The organism is Blautia marasmi (genome assembly GCF_900258535.1).
GTDB lineage: Bacteria > Bacillota > Clostridia > Lachnospirales > Lachnospiraceae > Blautia > Blautia hominis.
This window is the reverse complement of record NZ_OIWX01000001.1, coordinates 890,056-912,230: the sequence shown is the minus strand read 5'-3', so window position 1 is coordinate 912,230 and position 22,175 is coordinate 890,056. Positions and strand designations below refer to the sequence as shown.

General features: G+C 40.5%; 26 protein-coding genes. 25 read left to right on the top strand and 1 reads right to left on the bottom strand.

Annotation, left to right across the window (positions count from 1 at the left end; genetic code table 11):
* The first annotated feature begins 7 nt into the window (after positions 1-7).
* The 15 genes from C6P39_RS03965 (at position 8) to C6P39_RS03895 (ending at position 9,983) form a co-directional block, all read left to right on the top strand.
* On the top strand, positions 8-862 hold the full coding sequence (locus C6P39_RS03965) for a ParB/RepB/Spo0J family partition protein (protein ID WP_000743700.1): 855 nt from the start codon (positions 8-10) through the stop codon (positions 860-862).
* 45 nt (positions 863-907) lie between these two features.
* A complete protein-coding gene (locus C6P39_RS03960) occupies positions 908-1,138 on the top strand; it encodes a YdbC family protein (protein WP_001206986.1) in 231 nt (76 codons plus the stop codon).
* A 71-nt stretch (positions 1,139-1,209) separates the two neighbouring features.
* The gene (locus C6P39_RS03955; RefSeq protein WP_001820669.1) at positions 1,210-1,401 is read left to right on the top strand and encodes a hypothetical protein; all 192 of its coding nucleotides are present in this window, start codon (positions 1,210-1,212) and stop codon (positions 1,399-1,401) included.
* A gap of 54 nt (positions 1,402-1,455) precedes the next feature.
* Positions 1,456-3,312, top strand: a complete 1,857-nt coding sequence (locus C6P39_RS03950; RefSeq protein ID WP_001820670.1) for a recombinase family protein — start codon at positions 1,456-1,458, stop codon at positions 3,310-3,312.
* A 241-nt stretch (positions 3,313-3,553) separates the two neighbouring features.
* Positions 3,554-4,216 carry a hypothetical protein gene (locus C6P39_RS03945; RefSeq protein ID WP_155858395.1) on the top strand — a complete coding sequence of 221 codons (663 nt, stop codon included), beginning with the start codon at positions 3,554-3,556 and terminating at the stop codon, positions 4,214-4,216.
* A 32-nt stretch (positions 4,217-4,248) separates the two neighbouring features.
* On the top strand, positions 4,249-4,866 hold the full coding sequence (locus tag C6P39_RS03940; RefSeq protein WP_006567771.1) for a septation protein SpoVG family protein: 618 nt from the start codon (positions 4,249-4,251) through the stop codon (positions 4,864-4,866).
* Between the two features lie 3 nt (positions 4,867-4,869).
* On the top strand, positions 4,870-5,271 hold the full coding sequence (locus C6P39_RS03935) for a hypothetical protein (protein ID WP_006567770.1): 402 nt from the start codon (positions 4,870-4,872) through the stop codon (positions 5,269-5,271).
* 6 nt (positions 5,272-5,277) lie between these two features.
* Positions 5,278-6,009, top strand: coding sequence for a hypothetical protein (locus C6P39_RS03930; RefSeq protein WP_158661457.1), 732 nt, complete (start codon positions 5,278-5,280; stop codon positions 6,007-6,009).
* A gap of 49 nt (positions 6,010-6,058) precedes the next feature.
* Positions 6,059-6,607 carry a pentapeptide repeat-containing protein gene (locus C6P39_RS03925; RefSeq protein ID WP_104802897.1) on the top strand — a complete coding sequence of 183 codons (549 nt, stop codon included), beginning with the start codon at positions 6,059-6,061 and terminating at the stop codon, positions 6,605-6,607.
* A 190-nt stretch (positions 6,608-6,797) separates the two neighbouring features.
* Entirely contained in the window at positions 6,798-6,995 is a 198-nt protein-coding gene (locus C6P39_RS03920) for a hypothetical protein (protein ID WP_104802896.1), read from the top strand.
* A gap of 153 nt (positions 6,996-7,148) precedes the next feature.
* Entirely contained in the window at positions 7,149-7,613 is a 465-nt protein-coding gene (locus C6P39_RS03915) for an RNA polymerase sigma factor (protein ID WP_158661456.1), read from the top strand.
* 3 nt (positions 7,614-7,616) lie between these two features.
* Complete coding sequence (locus C6P39_RS03910) at positions 7,617-8,234, top strand: hypothetical protein (protein WP_104802894.1); 618 nt, start codon at positions 7,617-7,619, stop codon at positions 8,232-8,234.
* 52 nt (positions 8,235-8,286) lie between these two features.
* Positions 8,287-8,643 (top strand): hypothetical protein, encoded by a 357-nt coding sequence (locus tag C6P39_RS03905; RefSeq protein WP_104802893.1) that lies wholly within the window; start codon positions 8,287-8,289, stop codon positions 8,641-8,643.
* Positions 8,644-8,721: 78 nt separating this feature from the next.
* Positions 8,722-9,387 (top strand): hypothetical protein, encoded by a 666-nt coding sequence (locus C6P39_RS03900; protein WP_104802892.1) that lies wholly within the window; start codon positions 8,722-8,724, stop codon positions 9,385-9,387.
* A 239-nt stretch (positions 9,388-9,626) separates the two neighbouring features.
* Entirely contained in the window at positions 9,627-9,983 is a 357-nt protein-coding gene (locus C6P39_RS03895; RefSeq protein ID WP_104802891.1) for a helix-turn-helix domain-containing protein, read from the top strand.
* Positions 9,984-10,079: 96 nt separating this feature from the next.
* On the opposite strand, the gene C6P39_RS03890 is transcribed toward C6P39_RS03895, so the two are convergent.
* Positions 10,080-10,892 (bottom strand): hypothetical protein, encoded by an 813-nt coding sequence (locus C6P39_RS03890; RefSeq protein WP_104802890.1) that lies wholly within the window; start codon positions 10,890-10,892, stop codon positions 10,080-10,082.
* A 248-nt stretch (positions 10,893-11,140) separates the two neighbouring features.
* Here C6P39_RS03890 and C6P39_RS03885 point away from each other — a divergent pair, with 248 nt between their 5' ends.
* The 10 genes from C6P39_RS03885 (at position 11,141) to C6P39_RS03835 (ending at position 21,908) form a co-directional block, all read left to right on the top strand.
* Positions 11,141-11,467, top strand: a complete 327-nt coding sequence (locus C6P39_RS03885; protein ID WP_242986903.1) for a helix-turn-helix domain-containing protein — start codon at positions 11,141-11,143, stop codon at positions 11,465-11,467.
* A gap of 482 nt (positions 11,468-11,949) precedes the next feature.
* Positions 11,950-12,321, top strand: a complete 372-nt coding sequence (locus C6P39_RS03880) for a helix-turn-helix domain-containing protein (RefSeq protein ID WP_104802888.1) — start codon at positions 11,950-11,952, stop codon at positions 12,319-12,321.
* A gap of 211 nt (positions 12,322-12,532) precedes the next feature.
* A complete protein-coding gene (locus tag C6P39_RS03875) occupies positions 12,533-12,895 on the top strand; it encodes a helix-turn-helix domain-containing protein (protein WP_006567761.1) in 363 nt (120 codons plus the stop codon).
* 108 nt (positions 12,896-13,003) lie between these two features.
* Positions 13,004-13,261, top strand: a complete 258-nt coding sequence (locus tag C6P39_RS03870) for a DUF6870 family protein (RefSeq protein ID WP_104802887.1) — start codon at positions 13,004-13,006, stop codon at positions 13,259-13,261.
* Between the two features lie 182 nt (positions 13,262-13,443).
* Entirely contained in the window at positions 13,444-15,129 is a 1,686-nt protein-coding gene (locus C6P39_RS03865; RefSeq protein ID WP_104802886.1) for a recombinase family protein, read from the top strand.
* On the top strand, positions 15,122-16,780 hold the full coding sequence (locus C6P39_RS03860) for a recombinase family protein (RefSeq protein WP_242986902.1): 1,659 nt from the start codon (positions 15,122-15,124) through the stop codon (positions 16,778-16,780). Before C6P39_RS03865 ends, C6P39_RS03860 begins: the two co-directional genes overlap by 8 nt.
* A gap of 2 nt (positions 16,781-16,782) precedes the next feature.
* Entirely contained in the window at positions 16,783-18,366 is a 1,584-nt protein-coding gene (locus C6P39_RS03855; RefSeq protein ID WP_104802885.1) for a recombinase family protein, read from the top strand.
* 1,006 nt (positions 18,367-19,372) lie between these two features.
* Positions 19,373-19,723, top strand: a complete 351-nt coding sequence (locus C6P39_RS03845; protein ID WP_073106543.1) for a hypothetical protein — start codon at positions 19,373-19,375, stop codon at positions 19,721-19,723.
* A 29-nt stretch (positions 19,724-19,752) separates the two neighbouring features.
* On the top strand, positions 19,753-21,444 hold the full coding sequence (locus tag C6P39_RS03840) for a lysozyme family protein (RefSeq protein WP_104802883.1): 1,692 nt from the start codon (positions 19,753-19,755) through the stop codon (positions 21,442-21,444).
* A 92-nt stretch (positions 21,445-21,536) separates the two neighbouring features.
* Complete coding sequence (locus C6P39_RS03835; RefSeq protein WP_104802882.1) at positions 21,537-21,908, top strand: MmcQ/YjbR family DNA-binding protein; 372 nt, start codon at positions 21,537-21,539, stop codon at positions 21,906-21,908.
* Positions 21,909-22,175: the final 267 nt, after the last annotated feature.

Genomic DNA, 22,175 nt, shown 5'->3' with positions numbered 1-22,175 from the left:
TATGTGAATGAAGAAACAGGATTTTAAGGTGTTAAAGACCAAAGACTTGTACCCGTTCCCCGACAATCCGTTTCATGTGGCAGAAGATGAAACACTGTCAGAGTTAGCGGAAAGCATCAAGGAATTTGGCATTGTCACGCCGATAATCACACGCCCGAAAGAGGACGGGGACGGTTATGAAGTGATTGCAGGACAGCGGCGTGTCCGTGCTTCTGAACTTGCAGGGATAAATACCGTGCCTGCGTTTGTCCTGCCCTTAGACCGTGACCGAGCCATCATCACCCTTGTAGACAGCAATTTGCAGCGTGAGAATATCCTGCCATCGGAGCGGGCGTTTGCTTACAAGATGAAATCCGAAGCCATGAAGCGGCAGGGTTTCCGCACAGACTTAACCTCGTCACAAGTTGTGACGAAGTTGCGGACGGACGACAAGGTGGCACAGGGCTTCGGCGTGGGCAGGATGACCGTGCAGCGTTTTATCCGCCTGACGGAACTGATACCGCCGATTTTGCAGATGGTGGACGAGGGGAAAATCGCCCTCACGCCTGCGGTGGAACTGTCCTTCTTGAAGAAAGACGAGCAGGAAAACCTCTTTGCCACGATGGAGAGCGAAGAAGCAACGCCCTCACTCTCACAGGCACAGCGGATGAAACAGTTAAGCCAGAGCGGGCGGCTTGACATGGATACGATATTTGCGATTATGACGGAGGAAAAGGGCAACCAGAAAGAAACCTTGAAAATCAACACAAGCAAGCTGAAAAAATACTTTCCGAAGAACACAACGCCGAAGCAGATGGAGGAAACCATCATCAAACTTTTGGAGCGTGAGTTGCAGAGGAAACGCAACCGTGACAGCCGCTAATCTTCTTTTTTCGGGAAGTAAATACAGAGAGTTGAGGTATGGAGAATGAGAGAAATCCAGTATGAAATCGTAAAGGAAATCGCAGTATTGTCTACGGGCGACAGTGGCTACACAAAGGAAATCAATCTCATTTCATGGAATGGGAAAGAGCCGAAGTATGACATCCGCAGCTTTTCCCCGAACCGTGAAAAGTGCGGCAAGGGAATCACGCTGAACGCTGATGAAGCGGCGGCACTCCTTAAAGCATTACAGAAAGAATTAAACAGCGAGGATTAATGGTATCTGATTGGCAGGGCGGGGACATTTCCAAACTCTTCCCTGCCCTGTCTGGAAAGGAAGATTTAAGTATGGGCGAGGATAAGAAAGCAGATAAAAAGAGAAAGCGTATCGTGCCAAAAGCACCAGTGCAGATGATAATCAGCCGTGAATATGTCGGCACACAGACCGTTACAGAAGCGTTTGTCCCGATTATCTCCGAGGATATTCGGAAGAAGATTGCCGAGGGCGACACCTTCGACAATGAGGGGCTGTCCGCTTAGAATGTACGCAATGGGACATGAAAACAGATAGGACAGATACGGAGGTTTTACAGTATGGCAGGAATCAAAGAAGAAAAGAAAATCTATTTAGTCGGCATTTATTGCCGCTTATCTAAAGACGATGGTACGGATAACGAGAGTGCGAGCATTGCGACACAGAAATCCATCCTCACGGATTATGTGAAAAAGCAGGGATGGCACATAGCAAAAACGTATGTGGACGATGGTTATTCTGGTACAAATTTCCAAAGACCAAGTTTCCAGAATATGATAAAAGACATTGAAAGCGGTCTGATAAACTGCGTGATTACGAAAGATTTATCCCGTCTGGGGAGAAACTATCTTGATTGTGGGTTATATCTGGAAGTTTTCTTCCCAGAGCATAACGTGAGGTATATAGCGGTCAATGACGGCGTAGATACCTTGAATAAATCTGCTATGGACATCACGCCTTTCCGCAACATTTTAAACGAAATGTATGCCGCTGACATATCTGTTAAGATAAAATCGGCATATCGGGCGAGGTTTCAACAGGGGAAATTCATGGGAACTACCGCCCCTTATGGCTATATCAAAGACCCTGCCGACCACAACCATCTGCTGATAGATGATAAAGTGGCACATGTTGTAAAAGAGATATTCGACCTTGCATTAAAAGGGAATGGAGTTGCCAAAATTTGCAGACATCTTAATAAACAGCATATCCTACGCCCTGCCGCTTATGCGGCGGAGCGTGGCGAAACAGGCTTTGAACGTCATTTTGAGGGGAACGAGGACAAACGCTATATTTGGAGTGGGAACAGCGTGAGGAGCATTTTAAGAAGCCCGATATATGCGGGAAATCTTGTAGGCTACAAACGGATTGCCGCCAATATGAAAAGCAAGAAACGCCCCTCTAAGCTGCCCGAAGAATGGGAAGTGATACCCAATACCCATGAGGGAATAGTCACGCAGGAGGAATTTGATATTGTCCAACAGCTTATTACAAGTCGTAGGCTTCCACAGAACAAGGGAGGATTTGTAAATATTTTTGCAGGCGTTATCAAGTGTGTGGACTGCGGATGTGCTCTGCGGGCAATGAACGTACACAGGAGGAAACGCCCAGAGATTATCGACTGTGTACAGTATTCATGTAATAATTATGCAAGAAACGGAAGAAGCGAGTGTAGTGCCCACAATATAGAAGCAAGGGATTTATTCAATGCCGTTCTTGCCGACATCAACTGTTTTGCGGATATGGCAGTGAATGATGAAAAGGCGGTCAGGGCCATAGAAAAGCGGCTCACGGAAACAGACCAGAGCAGGGCGAAAGCATTAGAGAAAGAACGTAAGAAGCTGAACAAACGCCTTGCGGAACTGGACAGGCTGTTTTCCTCTCTCTACGAGGATAAGGTCATGGAGCGTATTACCGAGCGGAATTTTGAGATGATGTCGGGGAAATACCAGAAAGAGCAGCTTGAAATTGAAGCAAGGCTGAAAGAGGTGACGGAAACTCTTAATGAAAGCTACGAGAAATCACGGGGAATCCGTGACTTCCTCGCCCTTATCCGAAATTATCAAGGCTTAAAAGAACTGGATGCAACAGTTATAAACGCACTCATAGACAAGATACTTGTTTCGGAGCGTGAGAAGATGGCAGACGGAACAGTGAAGCAGGAAATCAAGATTTACTATAAATTCATCGGCTTTGTCGATGAATTACATATCATACCTACAAAACGGTGGGCAGCAATGCCCGCTAAAAATTGTACGGTGTGCGGCGTTGAATATGTCCCGGGCTCTGGTGCATCAAGGTATTGTCCTGCTTGTGCCAAGAAGATACGGAGGGAGAAATCAAACGAGAGCAAACGCAGGAGCAGAGAACAGAAAAGGATAGCATGTATGAACTGTCCGCAAAAAATGACCGACTGATATTGAGCAGAGGGAAGGGCGTATCATACGCCAGGGAAATGATAATGAAGAAGTCAATATATACCGCTATATCACGAAAAAGACATTTGACAGTTACCTCTGGGGGATTGTAGAAAATAAGCAGAGGTTTATCAGCCAGATAATGACAGACAAAACGGTTGAAAGGGAATGTCAGGACGTAGACGAAACCATTTTATCCTTTGCGGAAATCAAGGCAATTGCGTCTGGGAATCCTATGATTATGGAAAAAACCGAGGTAGACACGGAAGTTTCGCGTCTGCAGGTCTTGAAGGCAAGCTATGAGAGCCAGCGCTATGTCCATCAGGATAATTTCCTTTTCAAATATCCAGAATTGATTAAGAAGACTGAGAACCGATTGTATGCTATGGAAAAAGATATCAGGAAACGTGACCAGGCACTCTGTATGGAGCCGGACTTTTTCGTTACTCTGAACGGCCTTAGATATGATGAACGTGAGGCGGCGGGCAGCGTTATCTTAGAGATGGCACATTCCCTTGAAAGTATGGAAAGCAGGACGGTGGGCAGCTATAAGGGGTTTGATGTAGTGGTAGAAAAAAAGTATTCTGACTGTATCATAAAGCTGAGTGGGGAACTGACTTATTCGGCAGATATGAGCAGCAGTGCTTCCGGAAATATGGTCCGTATGGAGAACCTGTTGGGGAGTTTGGAAAAGAGAGTTGCCGCACATAAAGAAAAACTGGAAGAGTACAAAAGAAATATGGAGGAATCTAAAAGGGAGTTTAATAAAGAATTCCCCTATGAATCGGAGTTGAAACAAAAACTAATCCGCCAGCAGGAAATCAATAACGAGCTGGAGATAAAAGATGAGGGAGAAGAACTGGTGGTAACAGAGGAACTCCCGGAACCGGCGATGTCCAGATAGAATTCATTAAAAAAGTAGAAGGAGACTAAATTATGAAATATACAGTAAATATTTATGAGGTATCAACAGAGAAAGATAAAAAACTGAGGGCATTTGCTGCGGTAACGTTCGGTGACAGATTTAAAGTAACCGGTATCACTATCAGGGAGGGAAGATCAGGGAATCTTTATGTGAGTATGCCGCAGTATCCAACGGGGGAAAAAGATGAACAGAATAAGCCGATATACAGTGATGTGTTTTTTCCAAAAACTACGGATTTCAGTACCGCATTAAGGGGAGAAATTCTGGAGGCGTACCAGGAACGTATGGGAGGGAAAAACGAAGTTGACCTCACTTATGGGGAGGAAGATTTTGACTATTATGTTCAGGTAGTAAACAACAGAGATTTGTCCAATACCACTAAGGCATATGCCAGACTTGTGATTGGTGATGTATTTGTAGTTAATCAGATTTCTGTCAAACGATCCTTTGCAGGAAATAACTTTGTGGCTATGCCTTCCCAGCGACGCATGGTTGAAGGAAAGGCGGAATATCAGGATATCTGCTATCCAGTGACAAAGGATTTTCATGACAGGCTGCAGGGAGATATTATGAGCCAGTTTGAGCAGAATAGGGAAAAACTGCGCTCTGCAAAGGAAAAAGCGAGGTGACTTATGGAGAAGAAAATCAATACTACAATAGGCCGTCTGGAGGAATTGGAAGAGGAAGAATGGGATGGCGAGAACTTCCTTTTTGAAACGGATGAGGAACATCAGGTCTGGCTGGACAAAAAACACTTGGTTATCCAGGAACTTGGCTTGCAAATACATAGCGGTGTCTGGTATGAAAAATATGAAGATGATGAGGACGACAGCTTTGAACCGGATTTTGATTTTTATATGTTTTTTGATGCCGGTACAAAGGAGTATCTGTACATGGAACAGGGAAGTTCCCTAATTACCTGCATTCATAATTTTACCGGGTTGAGCTGGGAAGAGATTGAAGGACGGGCGTGTGAGGTTATCCAGACAGATCGTGATATTCAAGTCGAAGAACAGACATTAATCTATCAATAGGAGGTGGTGAGCATAGAAATAAACATGGAACATGTAGGCTGGACATTGAAAGGAAGATGCCGGGAAGTGGCGGTGTCATTTGAACACGAATTTGCTGGTGCAGTCATATATGGAGAAACCATAAAAGAAGGGCGCTGGTTTTATACTCTGCCTTACCGGAAATCTGGCGGTGCAATTGAAGAACCAAACGCAGGCAACATTGATTACAATGGAAAAATAATTGGAAACGACCTTGGTAGTGCGGAATTGGGTGAGATATTTTCAAAATCTATATCTGAAGATTACGAAATGCTAAAGACTATCCAGAATATTGTCCAACAAATGGAATTGATAGAGGATATCTCGATAAATAAGATGATATCAGGAGAAATTTATGGTTTTGAGGATGATGGCTGCCACTCTCTTATTATCTCTGCCTTATCAGAGGATATAATCTATTTTCTGCGGCTTGATCAGGACGGCAAAGACTATATTTTTGCAGATGATGAGGATGAAAAGGTTGAATGCTGGCCATTGAATTGTCTGCAAAGTATGGCGGAATATAAGCCGGAGGATTTCGGATATGATACTGGAACCTTGCGGGGATTATATTATTATGCTGATACAGAAATTTATAATCTGCCAGAAAAACTTGTAGACTATGAAAAGACGGAGTTTGTTAGCGCAATGGAGTTTGCGGAGCGATTAAAACTACAGATTCCAGATATTATCCGGCCAGGAGAAAAGAAAATCCGATAATGCGCAGAAATGATTTAGAATAAGAAGATGGAATATGGAGGAATAAGTGGTGGATAACAAAAAAGTAATCAATCAAACCAGATATGAGGCACTGATACAGGAGGGATTCCCAGAAGGTTGTCTATCTGACGTTTATGTGGATGGGGTAGTGATAACAAAGCTGCCAGAAAATATAGAAATAAGAAATACACGATTTTCCGAATGCAGGTTTAAAGATATTGCTGTGGAAACACTTATCCTCAATGAGTGTGTGGTTTCTGACGGAGTGTTTGTAAATATCAGAACGGATGAATTGAGTCTGCATGGAGCAACGGTATATGGAACTTTGTTCACCGGGCTTTCAATAGAAAAAATGGATATGAGCCAGGCAACATTCCGAAAAAGCAGTATGCGGGATGGGGATATTATGGAAATGAATTTGTTGGGGGCTACTTTGGATAGCATGTATTTTTACCGAATGGCTACACGAAGTGTTTATGGGATAGAACAGGCGCGGTTTACTATGGGAGGGGCAACTCATCAAGAAGTGGATAATTATAGAAGATTGGTAAAGGAAGCTTTGATGCCTATGTATCAAAAACAAGATAAAGTACGATAGATAATAGTATAGTAAGAAACTGAACGAAAGTTGCAGTGGATTTTATTGTCTTTCCACTTTAACAGTCTGTGAGAAGAAGGGCATGTATGTCCCAGAAATTCCAGAGAATTGCTGACGCGTGAGATTGAAGGTAGACATGGATAACAGAAAATGGTATACTTTTCACAAAATATGTGAGGAGGATATATAAATGGCAGGAAGAGGTAGAAAAACGCTTGCACAGAAAATCGTAGCCAATAAGGCTGAACAGGCAAAATGTGAGGAGCGCCTGGCACAATTAAAGGAAGAGGAAAAAGCTCTTTTTCTGCAGGTGGTTGAGGAATCCGGCGTATCTGTTGAAGATGCGATAAAGGCGATTCAAGATATCAGCGGTGTTACAGAGGAATAGTTGATTTTATAAAAAATGGTGGGGACGGTCCGTATTGGCATCCCCACCATTTTTATTGTAAATTATTAACTTTAAATGTCACCATTTAATAATCTGATGTGTGTTATAAGTAAAGGTAGATAATTTGACAAGAGAAGAGATGGAGAAATACTGGTGGATGTAAAACAAATTGAAACTGCCTTTGAAACTTATTGGGATAAGTTATATAGGGTGGCCCTAATAATGCTTAAAAATGAATACGATGCAGAAGATGCAGTTCAGGACACATTTATCAAGTATATGACAAAGGCACCTGTTTTTCGTGAACGGGAACATGAAAAAGCCTGGGTTTTAAAAGTATGCATAAATGTTTGTAAAAATAAAATACGTTTTCACAGTTTGCATCCAGCAATAGATATAGATTCAATAGAAATAAGTGGCCATCAAAAAGAAGACGAGGTGCTTATTACCAGTCTGGTAGGCTTACCTGATAAATATAAAGAGGTTGTATTATTGTACTATATCGAAGGATATAGCTGCAAGGAGGTCGGTAAAATTTTAAGACTTACAGAATCTACGGTAAAAAAGAGATTAGAACGAGGACGAAATTTGTTAAAAAAAGAATTAGGAGAGGAATAACGAGTGGACGAAAAAAGAATTAAAGAAGTTGTGGAAGGCATCAGCATCTCAAGTGATACCAGGATCAGAATTCTTAAAGGCTGCAAGGATAAATGGGATCAAAGAAATAAAAGAATAATGATGGTTAAAAAAACCATGAAGGTATCCATTTGCGGCATCATTGTAATGGCTTTGTTATTAATAATACCATTAACTAACAAAGAAAATAATTTTGAATTGACAGTTTATGCGGCAATGTCTGACGGGACATCTGGTCCAGTCCTGTTAGACAGCAAGAAAGAAGTTCTGCTGCAACTACAGAATACGCCTGTGGGGAGGGGGTATATTTTCGAAGTTACGTTGCCGGATAAATATGCCTTTAAATGCGTACCTGCAGAGGAAAACCAGCCCCTATTTACCATTTATCAGGAAGAAAATAACATATATTGGATTCCGGATATACAGACTGCAGGTAATATTTATAACCGGGATACAGAGCGGATGGAATCTCAAATATTTAATGGTGAAGTGAGACTGTGTAAATTTGATATATATATATATAATCCAGATAATGTGCTCGAAGAAAAACTTCATATTGAATTCCGGGTTAAGGGAAACGAGTGTAGTGTTAGGTTCGATTGATTATTGGGTATAATTGCTGCAAATAACATATAACTTAGAAAGGAGCGTAACTATGTATAAAAAAAGAATTGGAGCATTTTTATTAGTGTTCTGTCTTTTAATAATGGGGTCAATGCAGGTATTAGCGGCAGAGACAACCGTGGCAAATAAGACAGAACTTCAACAGGAGCAGGAAGGGAATATTTATGATGGCAACGGGAACTTAATCAATATTGATGCAAAAAGCAGAGCTGGCTGCACTCATATACCGTGCAATCATGTAACAGATACTGTCTGGCAACATGTACATACAGGAACGAGATGTGATGTTTATACGGCAAATGCTACTTGGTGTAAATGCTGTAATACTATATTAAAGATGAACAGCGGATGGACGTATTCATATACGCATTATGGATGCACCATGTAGAGAAAAGTAACGTTTGTAGCAGTTGTACCGAATATAGTAGCATGTAAACATATATCAATAGCGCAAAAGGAGGAAGCTATGAATAAATTGAAGAGAGGAAGTCTAATTATTTTGTCAATGCTGGCAGTATTTTCTTTTTCCTTGCCGGTTATGGCAGCAGAGCAACAGAACGTGAATCCATATCAGGAAGTGCTTGATAAGCTGAATAGGGAATATTCTACTGATGTTAGGTTTTTAACACCGGAGGATGGTGTATCAGCATTAAATGATGCTGATGAAATAAACGTGACACCAGAAGAGTTTGAGAAGACTTTGCGGGCGGAAATAATTGAGAATGACAGAGCAAAGAAAGAGGCGGATGCACGAATCAGGGACTTGCATAATGAGATCATAGAAGAAAGCGGCAGTGGAATTTGTTCAACAGAGATGCCGGCAGGTTTACGGAGCACATATACAGTAGATAGAGAAAAAAAAGTTGCAGGAGCAACCGTTCATCTGAATGCAACTGTTACAAATAATGCGGGATATTGGGCGTATAGCGGAATTAATCAAGTATATACCAGCTATCTTGCAGGCGTTAATTCAAAACCCCCTTTTTCTGCAAATAGTTACAATTATGACCTGATAGACGCCAGAAGGACATGTGCCCTGCGTCTCTATGGTTATACACTGGGAGATTATGGAACCATAATAGACAGTAATGCATACAGATATGTGGAATTTTGGGCAGGCAGCGGAATGTAACAATTAAATCCGCTGAAAACAGTGCTGATAGTTTGTGCTACTGGCCCAGTGCTAAAACATAAAGGACAATCTGAAAGGGGCACAGCGATTATATGGCTGTGCTCCTTTCAGATTGTTCTTTTATTACTGCGTATAACCGAAAGTTAATATATGTAATAAATTGGTGGTCTGTATATTTGGAAAATCGGAATGTATACTGGATTATAACAAATGTAACTATTAGTGAATGGTGGGATTAAATGAATACCAAAAGATTAGGTAGGAAAATCAGAGAAAAACGTAAACAGTGTGGATTAACAAGCCAGCAATTGGCTGATTTATGTCATGTACATGACGGCTATATCCGGCAATTGGAAAGCGGTAAAAAGGTTCCCAGTATGCCATTGTTATTGAGCCTGTGTGATGAGCTGGAAACGTCCCCCAATTACCTCTTGGAATATGCGGAAGATGGAGATGATAAGCAACTATTAAATTGCCTGTATAAGCTTAGTCCGGAACAAAAAAACGCAATGATATGTATGCTGGACGCTTATATAACTTATGAAGAAAAGAAAAAGGGTGAGGAGATACAGGCAGTGGTTGTCCGGACAAAATGATGTAAATTATTGCTTTTGCAAACGCCGCATGAACACTTCACTATGTTCATGTGGCGTTTTCTTTTGTGTATGTATCTTATGTAAAAAGTTCGTATTCTATTTCGTTTTCTCAAAGGTAATGCTGATACCTTCTGTACTTTTGGAAGACGCAGTAACTGTATATGGTGGTAAAGCAAGATCCAGACTATCAGATATAGGAAAAGGAGTACCTGATGCGTCCATGAGAAGTAGATCGTATTTGTTCTCACTGCATATCTTTACACAATCCGTGCATAGATATTTTGATATAAGAGATTCGTCTGGCTGAGAGTCAGCCTGCATATATATATCTGCACGATAACTCTTGGAGGTAATGGGTGAGGTTATGATTATAGTTCCATTCTCGGAAGAGTTGATTGTGACACTATGATCTTCCTCCCAGTTTCCGTTTGGAATGGTACTAACGGATCGTGAGTTTAAGTTTATTACACCAAATGCAGACTCATACGAGATATACGATTGGAGTTTACCTGAACAAATCCAGCATTCGGATTTGGAAACTGGACGGTGTATAATAAGCAATACAAAAGAAATAATAAAAAGAATACTAACAAGAGAAGCAATACAGCGCCGTTTTAGCTTACGCTTTTTTGGATGGCGCGCTATAGCCGGGGTGAATTGTTCCCATTCTTTTATATGCTGATAGTATGCAGGTTCAAGCCGGGCCCAAAGTTGCTCATACTGTTTGTCTTCAGTAAGATAGGATAAAGGTAAGAATTCTTTGCAAACGTCCAGTAAATCAGAGATATCTTCATCACTTACATCACATTGCGATAGAAAAAGTTGATTTGTTTCAAAGAATGCCTTCTCGACCTGGGAAGAATCGAAATTACCTTCTAGTGTTGTTAAAAATTTTGAAGCTAGCCTCATGGTATTTTCCTCCAAAAGTTATCTTAAAGTTTATTATTGTATCTATAAGATAACATCTGTTCCCATGGATGTCTAGTAAAACTAATCGACAAATGTTCCCTGAAATAGACAATTTTTTTATCTACAATGAAACTAAGATATAACATGTGTCATATTTTGGTGGACTGTTGCGAACGGAAAAGTAGAATTATACTATAAGATAACAAAAGTAGCTGATGGAAGTATGCATATAGATGGTGAGGTGTGACGTGAACCAAAAAGAGTTCGGTGCTAAGTTGAGAGGTAAAAGAAAAGAATGTAAATTGTCATACCAGGAATTGGCTGAAAGGTGTCATGTAAACCATGGATATATCAGGCAGTTGGAAGCTGGTAATAAGCTTCCCAGTGTTTCGCTTTTATTCATTATATGTGATGTTTTAGGTACATCCCCCAATTATCTGTTTGGATATACGGAGGATAATGCTGATAAGGAATTGCTGGAACGTATATATCAATTAACGCCAGAAAAAAAGCGAGTGATGCTTTGTATTTTGGACGCTTACTTAAACTTAGAAAAGATGGAAACAGAAAGTTAAAGTTGGACAAGAGGCATCTCTGTTTTTTGATATGTCTCTTGTTTTTCTATGGGGATATAGTTTGAGAAATCGAGAAAAAAATGTCTATTAATTTAAAAAATGTTGACATAGAAAAAGATATGCCCTATAATAGCACATATTTTTATGGTAAACCGTTGAGTGAGAGGAGTAGCGCTGATTATAGAGAGCTGCCGGTGGCGTGATAGCAGCATTTAAAATCAATGTGCATGGGATTACGAGGGTAAATCTGACTTCTGTTCGCAGTGGCAGGAGCTTTATTGCTATTTTTTAAGATGCTGTTGTATTGATATAATCTTTAAGGTTGGAAAGAGAGGGTGGAAGCCGCAAAGTTTAATCTGATGATATTTTGCCATTACCAATGATGAAAGTGAAAAAATGATAGGTAATAACTTGGATCGTGTATTGCGATGTAAAATCGTAGTATGGGGACACTTGATAAACGGTAAACAGGAGACAAACATATGAAGGATTATACTTGTTCAATAACAGAGAACATTAGAAGGGCACGCGAAGAAAGAGGTCTGACCCAGGAAACCCTGGCCGAATTGGCCGGAATATCACATAGCCATCTGAGTAAGGTAGAATCTGGAACCAGGACAATCGGTATGAAAACATATATAAAAATATTGGAAGCCTTAAAGGTTGTTCCTGTTTTGGTATCTGAAGCAGATGGGACGGAAAGGAGTATAGAACTATTGTTACGTTTCTTATGTATCTTAAAGGAATGCCCGGAGCCGGAACTTCAGTTTTACTTAGACACAATTGAGTCGATGAAAGGCAGTTTAAGCAAAATAGCCCTTTCAAATAATGACGATGATGATAAAGTTGCGTGAGTATAATTTTACTGCATTAGTTGAAAATAGAATATGTTTTGTAAGAGAGCTGCCATCTACAGGCAGTTCTTTTTTTCTGGATTTATGTCGGAAAATCTGAAATGGCAAATTATACGCTAGAATTGGATGATATTGGTCTTTACAGTCCGTTCTCAAACAGGAAATCATCATGTAAAATACATTCAAACTTAAAAAGGAGTATGGTACGAAGATGGTTAACAATTTTAATATTGCTCAAAACATTCGTACTTTAAGAGAAGAAAGAGGATATACAATAGAGAAGCTTGCAGAACGGGCAGGGGTGTCTGCAAATCATATGAGTAAAGTTGAAAACGGTTTGAGAAATTTAAGTATGGAATCCTACTTGAATGTATTGGAGGCATTGAACGTATACCCTGTATTGATAGAATCTTCAGATATCGGTGACACGAAGGAACAGTACATATTGGCCTTTATAAATATCATAAAAGGCTGTTCAGGGAGAGAAGCGAGTTTTTTACTGGAGACTGCTGCTTGTATTAAAGAAAACATGAATAAAGCCGGATTTACCCTTCGTGATGGAACCGGGAGATGATAGATACAACCATTTCATAATGTCTGTATTGAGTATGACACTTTTGGCGTTTGTGAAGTATCGTTAAGAAGATGTAAAGAAAATCATTGTCCCGGGAGGTATAGAGAAATGCTTACGATTGAAGAGCTGGATGCTTTCCAACAGATAAAGTTGGATGAGGTTGATATTGATACGCTGGTGGATTTGAATAGTGTAAAAATAGATACCTCTTTACCATGTGAGAAGAGAATTAGAAAAATACTGGACGAGGGAGTAAATCCCTACCTGTTCCGCGTGGGGGACATGAAGATAAAGGTATCTTATTCAAGCACGGGCAGAACCTTATCCGACATAATTGAAAATTTGATAGAAAAAGCAGAGTGTTGATTGAGATTCGCAAAAGAGAAAAAAAGAAGGTGATAAATGGTTAGATAGGTGTGGACAACTGGAATGAATCATGGTAAAATAAAAGCGGAATAGAACTAAACATTTAAGCAGGTTCCTGCTACTTATTTGATGTATGACCCAGGGTTCATGCGCTAACTAATAAGTGGTTAGGAGCTGTTTTTATGCGTAAAAATCATATCTATCGTGCTTATGCTTATCTGCGCTTATCCGTGGAGGATGGCGATCAGATTGAAAGCGACAGCATTAAAAATCAAAGAGTCATAGTACAGCGTTATTGTGGCGGACAACAGGAAATCCAAATCATCGGTGAAGCAGTCGATGATGGGTATACTGGTACAAACTTCAATCGCCCCGGTTTCAAGAAAATCCTGAATCTGATTAAAAGTGGGGAGATTGACTGTATTATCGTAAAAGATCTGAGTCGTTTGGGCAGAGATTTTACGGAAGTATTGCGGTATGTACAGCGTAGATTCCCGGAGTGGGGCGTCCGTTTTATTGCGATTGATGATAACTATGACAGTGAAGCCGAATCCTGCAAAGAGGATTTTCTAACATTACCCATTAAAAGTCTGTTAAATGAAAGCTATCCGGCAAATACAAGTATCAGTATCCGAAACACATTAAAGGCTATGCGTGAGCAGGGACTTTTTGTCGGGGCATACGCGTATTATGGCTATCAAAAAGATCCAAAGGATCATCACAGGTTGATTCTTGACCCTATCGCATCGGAGGTGGTGCGGGATATCTTTCGCTGGAAACTCTGTGGTTTAAGTCAGGACGCCATCGCAACACGGCTTGACAGCCTTGGTATTTTGCCGCCGGCAGACTATAAAGTATCACAGGGTGTCCGGTACAGGACAACATTTAAAAAATATGAACGTAGCCATTGGACTGCCGTAGCTGTAGGAAGAATTCTTAATAATACCGCTTACCTGGGAATACTGATACAAGGAAAAACCACTACTCCGAACTTTAAAGTAAAGAAAATAATCTACAAAAGCGAAGAGGAGTGGGCTGTCGTAGAGGGGGCAATGCCTCCCCTTGTGAGCTGGATTGATTTTATGATTATCAATCACTTGTTAGAGCGTGATACGCGGACAGCACCTGGTCAGGAAACCGTATACCTTTTTTCTGGGCTACTGGAATGTATAGACTGCCATCAATCACTTGTACGCAAATCCACGAAAGCAGGTGGTAAGGAATATGGATATTATGTGTGCTCTACCAACAGGGAGAATAGCAGGACATGTTCGCCTCACAGGGTTTCAGAATCAAAGTTGAAAAAAAACATTCTTCTGCTGATACAATACCATATTTCTGTTCTTACTGATTTAAAATCAATCTTGTCATATGTTGATACAATACCATTTTCGGACCGCAGGGTACAGAAGGAAAGCTCTCGAATGGAAATGTTAAAAAAGGATTACCAGAGGAATATGAAATTAGCTGCCTCATTATACGGTGACTATCAGGACGAGCTGCTGACAAGAGAGGAATACCTTCAGCTGAAAAAACAGTATTCAAGCCGTTGTACTGAACTGGAAAAGCTGATTGAGCAGCAAAAGGGGGAAAATGATAATATATTTCGGAATATCTGCGGCAAGAATGCATGGATTGATCATTTTTTGCAATTCGGTCAGGTGAAGGAACTTGACCGGAGGCTGGTAGTTAGTTGTATAAAGAGTATTCAAGTCTCCGAAAAGGGAAATCTGGAAATTACGTTTTGGTTTGAAGATGAATTTAGAAAGGTCATAGCAAAAATCAGACAGATTTGCACAGAATTACCTAACCAGAAAATGGAAACATTCCTGGAAAGAATAGGGGAAGGCGGTGTCATGTGTGGCTAGAAAAAGCAGAAGGAATCTGGTTGAAGAACAAGTTATTTTCTCACTTAGAGAATACAGATTTGGATCTTATGCACGCTTATCGGTTAGAAGCAATAAAATTAAAAACGATGATTCCATCAGTCATCAGCTGCAGAGAAACAGGGAATTTATAAGCAGGAATCTGTCAGGAAGTATTCTGACCGGTGAATACTGCGATAATGGTGTTTCGGGCACTACATTTAATCGTCCGGGCTTTTCTGAACTGCTTAAAGATATTAAGTCTGGAAAAATCAATGCTGTAATCGTTAAGGATTTTAGCAGATTTGGAAGAAACTATTTGGAAGCGCTGGAGCTGTTAGATGTAGTATTCCCGGAATTAGATGTTCGTTTCATCAGCATAGATGATGGATATGACAGTGCAGATCCACAATGCAGCAAAGAACGAATGGTTTATGTGATTAAACATCTGGCAAATGAATATTACGCCCGTATCTCTTCCAAAAAACTTACCCAGGCCCATGAACTGGCCAGAGGTAATGGGGAGTTCTGGGGAGCGAGGCCGCCATATGGATTTGAGCGTTCAAAAGCCAATAGTAAAATACTCGTGATTGACCCGGAAGCTGCCTCTGTTGTTGTCCGTATATTTAACATGTTTGTGCTGGAAGGATATTCATACTATAAGATTGCCAAAATATTGAATAGGGAGAATATTCCCTCACCGAAAGCCTATCACTTGATAAAACATGGAAAAGCAGAAAAGGTAGAAAAGAACCCGGAAAAGTATCTGTGGCTGGGCAATTTCATTTCTAGTATCATTCAGAACCCCGTTTATATTGGCTGTTTGGTTACCCATAAAACAGAACAAAGCTATTATAAAGGAAAAAAATTAAAAAAAGTGCCGCGGCAGGAATGGAATATAGAAGAGGATGCTCTACCCCGTATCATAAAGCAGGCAATTTATGACAGGGCCCAAAAGAACGCACAGAAAATCTGGGTGAATAGCTTTACCAGAGAAATTGATAAGAGATATGGATTATTCGCAGGGAAGCTCGTATGTGGAGTTTGCGGAAGGCATATGTCACAAAGCAGGTATCATACAAAGCAGGGGATCGGTATTGAATATCATTGTCCTGGACATGATGTAGCACCTAATCATTGCAAGAACAAATTTATCAATGAAAAAGCAGTATTAAAAGCTGTTACGGTCCTCTTAGATAAGTGGGTCAGTATAGCAATGAAGGAGAAAAAAGCATATAAAAAGGACTCTTTTATAACTAAATTGAAACGGGAATACCAGAATCAGATTGCTGACATTGACCGGGAAATCCAGAGCCTTTTAGTGAGGCAGCAACAATTATACGAAGATTATGTGGACCAGATTCTGGATAAAAGAGAGTACATAGAATTTAAAAGGCAGAATATGGAGAAGGTTGATGAACTGAGGGCGCTAAAAGGGAGTTTGATTATAGAGTCAAATGATATGGTCAGGAGATATTCTTTAAAGAACAAATGGCTTTCTGCATTGATGGACAAGCAGGGAAATCTCTGCGTGACAGCGGAGATTATTGATGAATTGATTTTGGAAATCAAAATTATAGACAAAACCTCCATGGAAGTTATCTTCAAATTTGAAGATATATTCAGCATGGATTTGATTGCAAAGGCGGTGTGAGGATGAAGAAAAAATTTCTGTTTTTTTATGAACGTCTTTCCAGGGAAGATGGAGACGATGAAAGCTGCAGCATTACAAACCAAAGAAGATTGCTTAACCGATTCAAGGATGAACACAGTGAATTTCATGATTATCAAGTAGAAGAATTTATTGATGATGGCTACACTGGCAGTAATTTTAACCGGCCTAATTTTCAGAATATGATGAGCAGAGTCCGTTCTTTATATGGAAATATGATCGTAATAGCAACGAAGGATTTCTCCAGACTTGGCAGGGACACCATAGATACCGTCAATTATTTAGAAAAGATATTTCCTTTTTTGGAAGTACGCTATATTGCGATTAATGATGATTATGACAGCAAAGATTATCAATACGGTATAGATTTTGAAGCCAAATTCAAGAATTTGATTAATGGGTTAGTTCCAATTCAGGCGTCTACCACCCAGAAGAGAATTAAGATGGAGGAGGCTCTTCAAGGAAAGCATAACGGCCCAGTACCTCTTTATGGATATCGGTATACAGCTGACCGTGAATATGAGGTGGATTGGGAGGCGGCATATGTACTACAAATAATAATGGATCTATTAGACCAGAAAAAAACTTATAAGTTTATAATTAAGTTCCTGGCTGAAAAAGGAATTGATCCGCCGAGCGTTTATTTGGCTAAAAAATACAATGCCAAATTATGTAAGACCAGTTCTATCTGGAATAAAACAACACTGAAAAAGATTGCAAGGAATAAAGCTTATTTGGGATATTCAGTACGTCATAAGGAAGAGGCTTGTGTGTTGGGGACAAAAGGAACGCGGGCAGTGAATAAGGCGAATCAAATTTTGGTTCCAGATAGACAGCAGGGCATATTCAAGAAAGAACAGTTTGACCGGGTAAATGATTGGCTTGATGAAAGAGCCTCAAAAAGAAGCGATAAAAATAGGCGGCCGCATAGAATATCGGCATTATATAAAAATGTTTGTTGTGCATATTGTGGCAGAGCGTTGAGCAGGAGGAGGCAAAGTGAAATATGTGATCTATATATTTGCTTGGAAAAGCGTGAAAATCCATTGTCGGATTGTGTTTTCACGCCTATTAAAACGGCGGAGTTAGAAAAGGCTGTGTTGGAGGCTATAAAATTCAATATGAGATTATTTATCGAAAGTAAAAACAGAATTACAAAGTTTTTGAATTGTAATATAGCAGATTCTCAAACAGCCGTGGAACGCTTGCAAGAGAGAGTTGAAGAAATAAGGTTGAAGAAAATGAATCTATACGGGGAATTCAAAGCAGGAGACGTTAGCAGAGAAGAGTATTTAACGAAAAAGCAGGAATTATCGCAACAGATTGCTCCTCTGGAGGCGAGAATTAAAAACGTGGAAGAAGGGATGCAAAGATATGATGAGGCAAATACCATATTCTATTCAGACTTTGCCCGATTGGTCGATGAATTCAAAAATGAGGAGGCGTTGTCTCCGGAGTTGGCTGATGCCTTCATTGAAAAAGTGTTGGTAGATAAGGACCATAATATTGAAGTCGTTTTTAAATTTCAGGACGAAATTAATAGGTTGCGTATGAGAAATGCAGGTTAATTACTTCCAAATTAGTGAATAAAACTATATATGTGGACTAAATATTACTGCCTAAGCACCTGAGAACGTAGAACCGACAACTTGTGAGTTTATTTCTCACTGTTATCGGTTCTACGTTTTCGGCCGCTTTTGCCATTTGAAAATGAGCGACTAATAGGTATGCCCTAGTTATCTGTATTTATGCTAACATCAAAAACACGTTATGCAATAGCTATATTTTGGGGATTGTCAGCAAGGGTGTAAAGCTATATAATTATTTTATACCAGTTTGCGAGTTTAGGCATTTGAAAGGAGGAGTCGGGAGTAAGTTTGCTCGACAACAAGAATTATGCTGTTATCGAATTACTTGATGAAGGAAGCATTGCTCTGGTTAAATGAATTGATAGAATTAAGTAGAATAGACAACGAGGCATATCAAATGATAATAAGCCAGGACAGTATTAATGCTGATGAATTTTATGAAATTACCTTTATTGTTTTAAAGCATGGTTTTTGTAATTTGTTTATAGAACTGATAAAGCAACATCAGAATATAATCCGCGATGACCAATATCAGGAGTTCATTAACAAAATATTTGTAGAGGACGTGGAAAAGTCCGATAAGGATATTTTTGAGATTCTTAGAGACATAAGAGATAATAAATAGCCAATGCACTTTATTTGAATTAATAGTGCATTGGTTATTTTAATATATAGTATATGGCGGAAGCATTCCATCTCTTAAATAAGGTTTTGAGGAATCTTTTATAAACGAATAAAAGATTCCACGCTGTATATCGTGTAAATAACATTCTGTATCGGTGATTACTAATTCAATGATATGTCCATGGTTACTTTTATAAGCAGCTCTTTTGAATATTTCTGAGAATCAATTGTCGTATATTACCAACGTAGCAGTCGGCAGTGGTCTGATCCGATGTTCCGGGAATATCGTTCCGTTTGAGAATACGTTTCCAAAGAATACAGACCTTTATAAACTCATGACAACAAAACCGGGAGAATCATAATGAAGAAAAAAGAAGAAGTAACGATCACTTTTTATGCTGCAGAGTGTGGGGAGTTCCATGACTTTGGAGAATATACAAAATGCAAAACGCTGGAAGAGGCATATAAAAAGTACCAGAAGTATTGTAGAACATCTGCCAATATGTGTCCGGCTATTGAGTTTTCTATCCATGATCCGGACTCTATTTATTCAGATATGGAATATCCATTGCCGTTGTCATCAAAAGACAGGGGTGATTTGGAGCTTGTGCCATATTACAACGAGCATCCACTGGTAAATGAAGCAATCAGACAGGTGGAGCAGTTACAGAAACAGCAGGAAAAAAAGAAACATCGGGATGTTTCCCGATGAGATAAGAGATACGGAAAGAGGGTGACCGGATGAGAGATATCAAGGAACGGGTAAGGGATAAGAATCCGAAGATTCGAAATCCGGCTGCCCGACTTCCGAAAGAACTGGTTCGCTCGGCTGTACTGGAAGCAAAAGAAAAGCCAAGGGACCTACATGAAAAAAGCAGTGGGCAGTCAGACTCCCCGACACAGTATGGTACTGAAAAAATAGAATCCGTACAGTACAGGGCGGCGAGTGTGGCAGGAAAAACCATAGGGAAAACCACATATCGAGGTGGGAAAAAACTTGCCGGAGTGACCTACAGGAAGATAAAGGAAAGAAAAAGCAGACAGGAAGAAGCAAAAGCCGCTGAAGAAGCAATGGAGCAGGGGGCAGAAAGCGGAAAGAAATTGATCAAGCTGAAACCGGAGCATGCAGCACTTGCCAAGGAAAACGGTAAACGGCAGGTAAAAGCAGCACCGAGAGTGGTAAAAGTATCCGGTCTGTCTCAAGAAAAAATAAAGACACAGGCATCCATACAGACACAGCAGGTGGAAAAGAGCCTTCAGGCGATGCAGAAAGCAAGAGCAGTACAGATGGCAAGAAAATCAGTACAGGCATCGGCAGAAAGTGGAAAAGCAGTCCTTCAGGTAAAAGGAAAAGGCTCAAAGTTATCCGTACAGGGAATTACAGCAACGATTCAAAAAGGGGGAGTAGCTCTTGAAAAAATGGGAAAATGGATTGCTGCCGGAGGCGGTGCATTTCTTCTGGTATTTATTCTGATTGCAGGAATCATTGCAGGAGCAGCCTTCAGCAGTAGTTCGGAAAGCTCCGAATCTCTAAGTGATGAGGTGCTGGCTTATACTTCGGTGATACAGCAGTACGCATCCCAATATGGCATTCCAGAATATGTGTCTGCGATACAGGCGATTATGATGCAGGAATCCGGGGGAAGAGGAACAGACCCGATGCAGTGTTCGGAAAGTCCGTATAATATAAGGTTTTCACACAGCCCCGGTTCTATTACCGATCCGAATTATTCGATAGAGGTGGGAGTACAGACCTTTGCAGACTGTATCAGTCAGGCAGGAAGTAGCAGCCCACAGGATATGGACAAGTTAAAACTTGCATGGCAGGGATATAACTATGGAAACGGGTACATAGGATGGGCGTTGCAAAGAGGCGGATACACAGAAGCCAATGCTTTACAATTTTCACAGGAGCAGGCAGCTTCGCATGGATGGAGCAGCTATGGAGATCCCGAATACGTTCCCCATGTGATGCGGTATTATTCCGGTGGCAGCCTGTTTGCTGGTTTGTTTGGAAATCAGCAGATTGTCTCGGTGGCAATGGGGCAGATCGGAAACAGCGGTGGCCAGAAGTTCTGGAGCTGGTATGGATTCGACAGCAGGGTAGAATGGTGTGCCTGTTTTGTAAGCTGGTGTGCAGACCAGAGTGGTCTGATAGAGAGTGGGAATGTTCCAAAATTCTCCTTGTGCAGTGATGGTGTTACCTGGTTTCAGGGAAAGAACAAATGGCAGAGCGGTGGAACAACCCCATCAGCCGGAATGATTATTTTCTTCGATTGGGATCACGATGGAACATCGGACCACGTAGGAATTGTAGAAAAATACGAAGGTGGAAGAGTTTACACGATTGAGGGAAATTCCAGTGATCAGGTACGGCAGAGAAACTATGCAGTAGATTACAGCTCTATAATGGGATATGGACTGATAAATTGACGGAAATATAAAAAAGAAAAGTTACTCTTGTAATCGTGGGTAAATTGCGACAAAATAAAAAAAAGAACTAGTGAAAAAGAAGGGATCCTCTCATGAATCAACAAGAAATATTCGAATACATCAAAAAGCAATATCCAGCCAACCCGGAGAGAATCACACAAAATGGAAAGCAGATCATAATCTTTAAAAACCAAAGAAACAACATTCCTTATGCTATTTTTTATCAATCAGACAAATCTGTAATGTCAATCATGGAAGTTCAGGCAGAGTCAGATATGATAAGCAATTATATCGAAATGTATCACTTTGCTCCGGCAAAGTACATGAATCAGAAACATTGGCTGGCAGTTTCAATGGATGGGACTGTCAGTGATTCGAAAGTTTTAGATATGCTTGATATGAGCTACGATATCGTTGATGAACAGGAAGAATGGCAGAGAAACAAGAAATGGACAGTCGGATAGAAGAAATAAAGTGGGATGATAAATCGGGATTGTGCGCCCAGGTAAGGGCGAGTAGTCTAGCAGGTGAAATGTCTGCCTGGTAAGGTCTAACCAACCGCCAGTAGCGAGTCTTGGGTGACTGCCAGTAATGGCAGTTGCTAAGCGTAGACAGCGAGAAAATAGAGAGTGTGATTGAGCCTCGAAATTTTGACATCTAGAAGGCTGACGCTTTAATTCCAGCGGAAAGCAACACAAATCAAATCGTCATGGTAAGGAATGGTTTGCTTC

Coding starts and splice junctions, on each gene's coding strand:
- C6P39_RS03840 (WP_104802883.1), top strand. CDS start 19,753: ATGAGAGATATCAAGGAACGGGTAAGGGATAAGAATCCGAAGATTCGA.
- C6P39_RS03870 (WP_104802887.1), top strand. CDS start 13,004: ATGCTTACGATTGAAGAGCTGGATGCTTTCCAACAGATAAAGTTGGAT.
- C6P39_RS03835 (WP_104802882.1), top strand. CDS start 21,537: ATGAATCAACAAGAAATATTCGAATACATCAAAAAGCAATATCCAGCC.
- C6P39_RS03880 (WP_104802888.1), top strand. CDS start 11,950: ATGAAGGATTATACTTGTTCAATAACAGAGAACATTAGAAGGGCACGC.
- C6P39_RS03920 (WP_104802896.1), top strand. CDS start 6,798: ATGGCAGGAAGAGGTAGAAAAACGCTTGCACAGAAAATCGTAGCCAAT.
- C6P39_RS03890 (WP_104802890.1), bottom strand. CDS start 10,892: ATGAGGCTAGCTTCAAAATTTTTAACAACACTAGAAGGTAATTTCGAT.
- C6P39_RS03940 (WP_006567771.1), top strand. CDS start 4,249: ATGAAATATACAGTAAATATTTATGAGGTATCAACAGAGAAAGATAAA.
- C6P39_RS03875 (WP_006567761.1), top strand. CDS start 12,533: ATGGTTAACAATTTTAATATTGCTCAAAACATTCGTACTTTAAGAGAA.
- C6P39_RS03905 (WP_104802893.1), top strand. CDS start 8,287: ATGTATAAAAAAAGAATTGGAGCATTTTTATTAGTGTTCTGTCTTTTA.
- C6P39_RS03865 (WP_104802886.1), top strand. CDS start 13,444: ATGCGTAAAAATCATATCTATCGTGCTTATGCTTATCTGCGCTTATCC.
- C6P39_RS03855 (WP_104802885.1), top strand. CDS start 16,783: ATGAAGAAAAAATTTCTGTTTTTTTATGAACGTCTTTCCAGGGAAGAT.
- C6P39_RS03960 (WP_001206986.1), top strand. CDS start 908: ATGAGAGAAATCCAGTATGAAATCGTAAAGGAAATCGCAGTATTGTCT.
- C6P39_RS03965 (WP_000743700.1), top strand. CDS start 8: ATGAAGAAACAGGATTTTAAGGTGTTAAAGACCAAAGACTTGTACCCG.
- C6P39_RS03900 (WP_104802892.1), top strand. CDS start 8,722: ATGAATAAATTGAAGAGAGGAAGTCTAATTATTTTGTCAATGCTGGCA.
- C6P39_RS03955 (WP_001820669.1), top strand. CDS start 1,210: ATGGGCGAGGATAAGAAAGCAGATAAAAAGAGAAAGCGTATCGTGCCA.
- C6P39_RS03845 (WP_073106543.1), top strand. CDS start 19,373: ATGAAGAAAAAAGAAGAAGTAACGATCACTTTTTATGCTGCAGAGTGT.
- C6P39_RS03895 (WP_104802891.1), top strand. CDS start 9,627: ATGAATACCAAAAGATTAGGTAGGAAAATCAGAGAAAAACGTAAACAG.
- C6P39_RS03945 (WP_155858395.1), top strand. CDS start 3,554: ATGGAAAAAACCGAGGTAGACACGGAAGTTTCGCGTCTGCAGGTCTTG.
- C6P39_RS03935 (WP_006567770.1), top strand. CDS start 4,870: ATGGAGAAGAAAATCAATACTACAATAGGCCGTCTGGAGGAATTGGAA.
- C6P39_RS03950 (WP_001820670.1), top strand. CDS start 1,456: ATGGCAGGAATCAAAGAAGAAAAGAAAATCTATTTAGTCGGCATTTAT.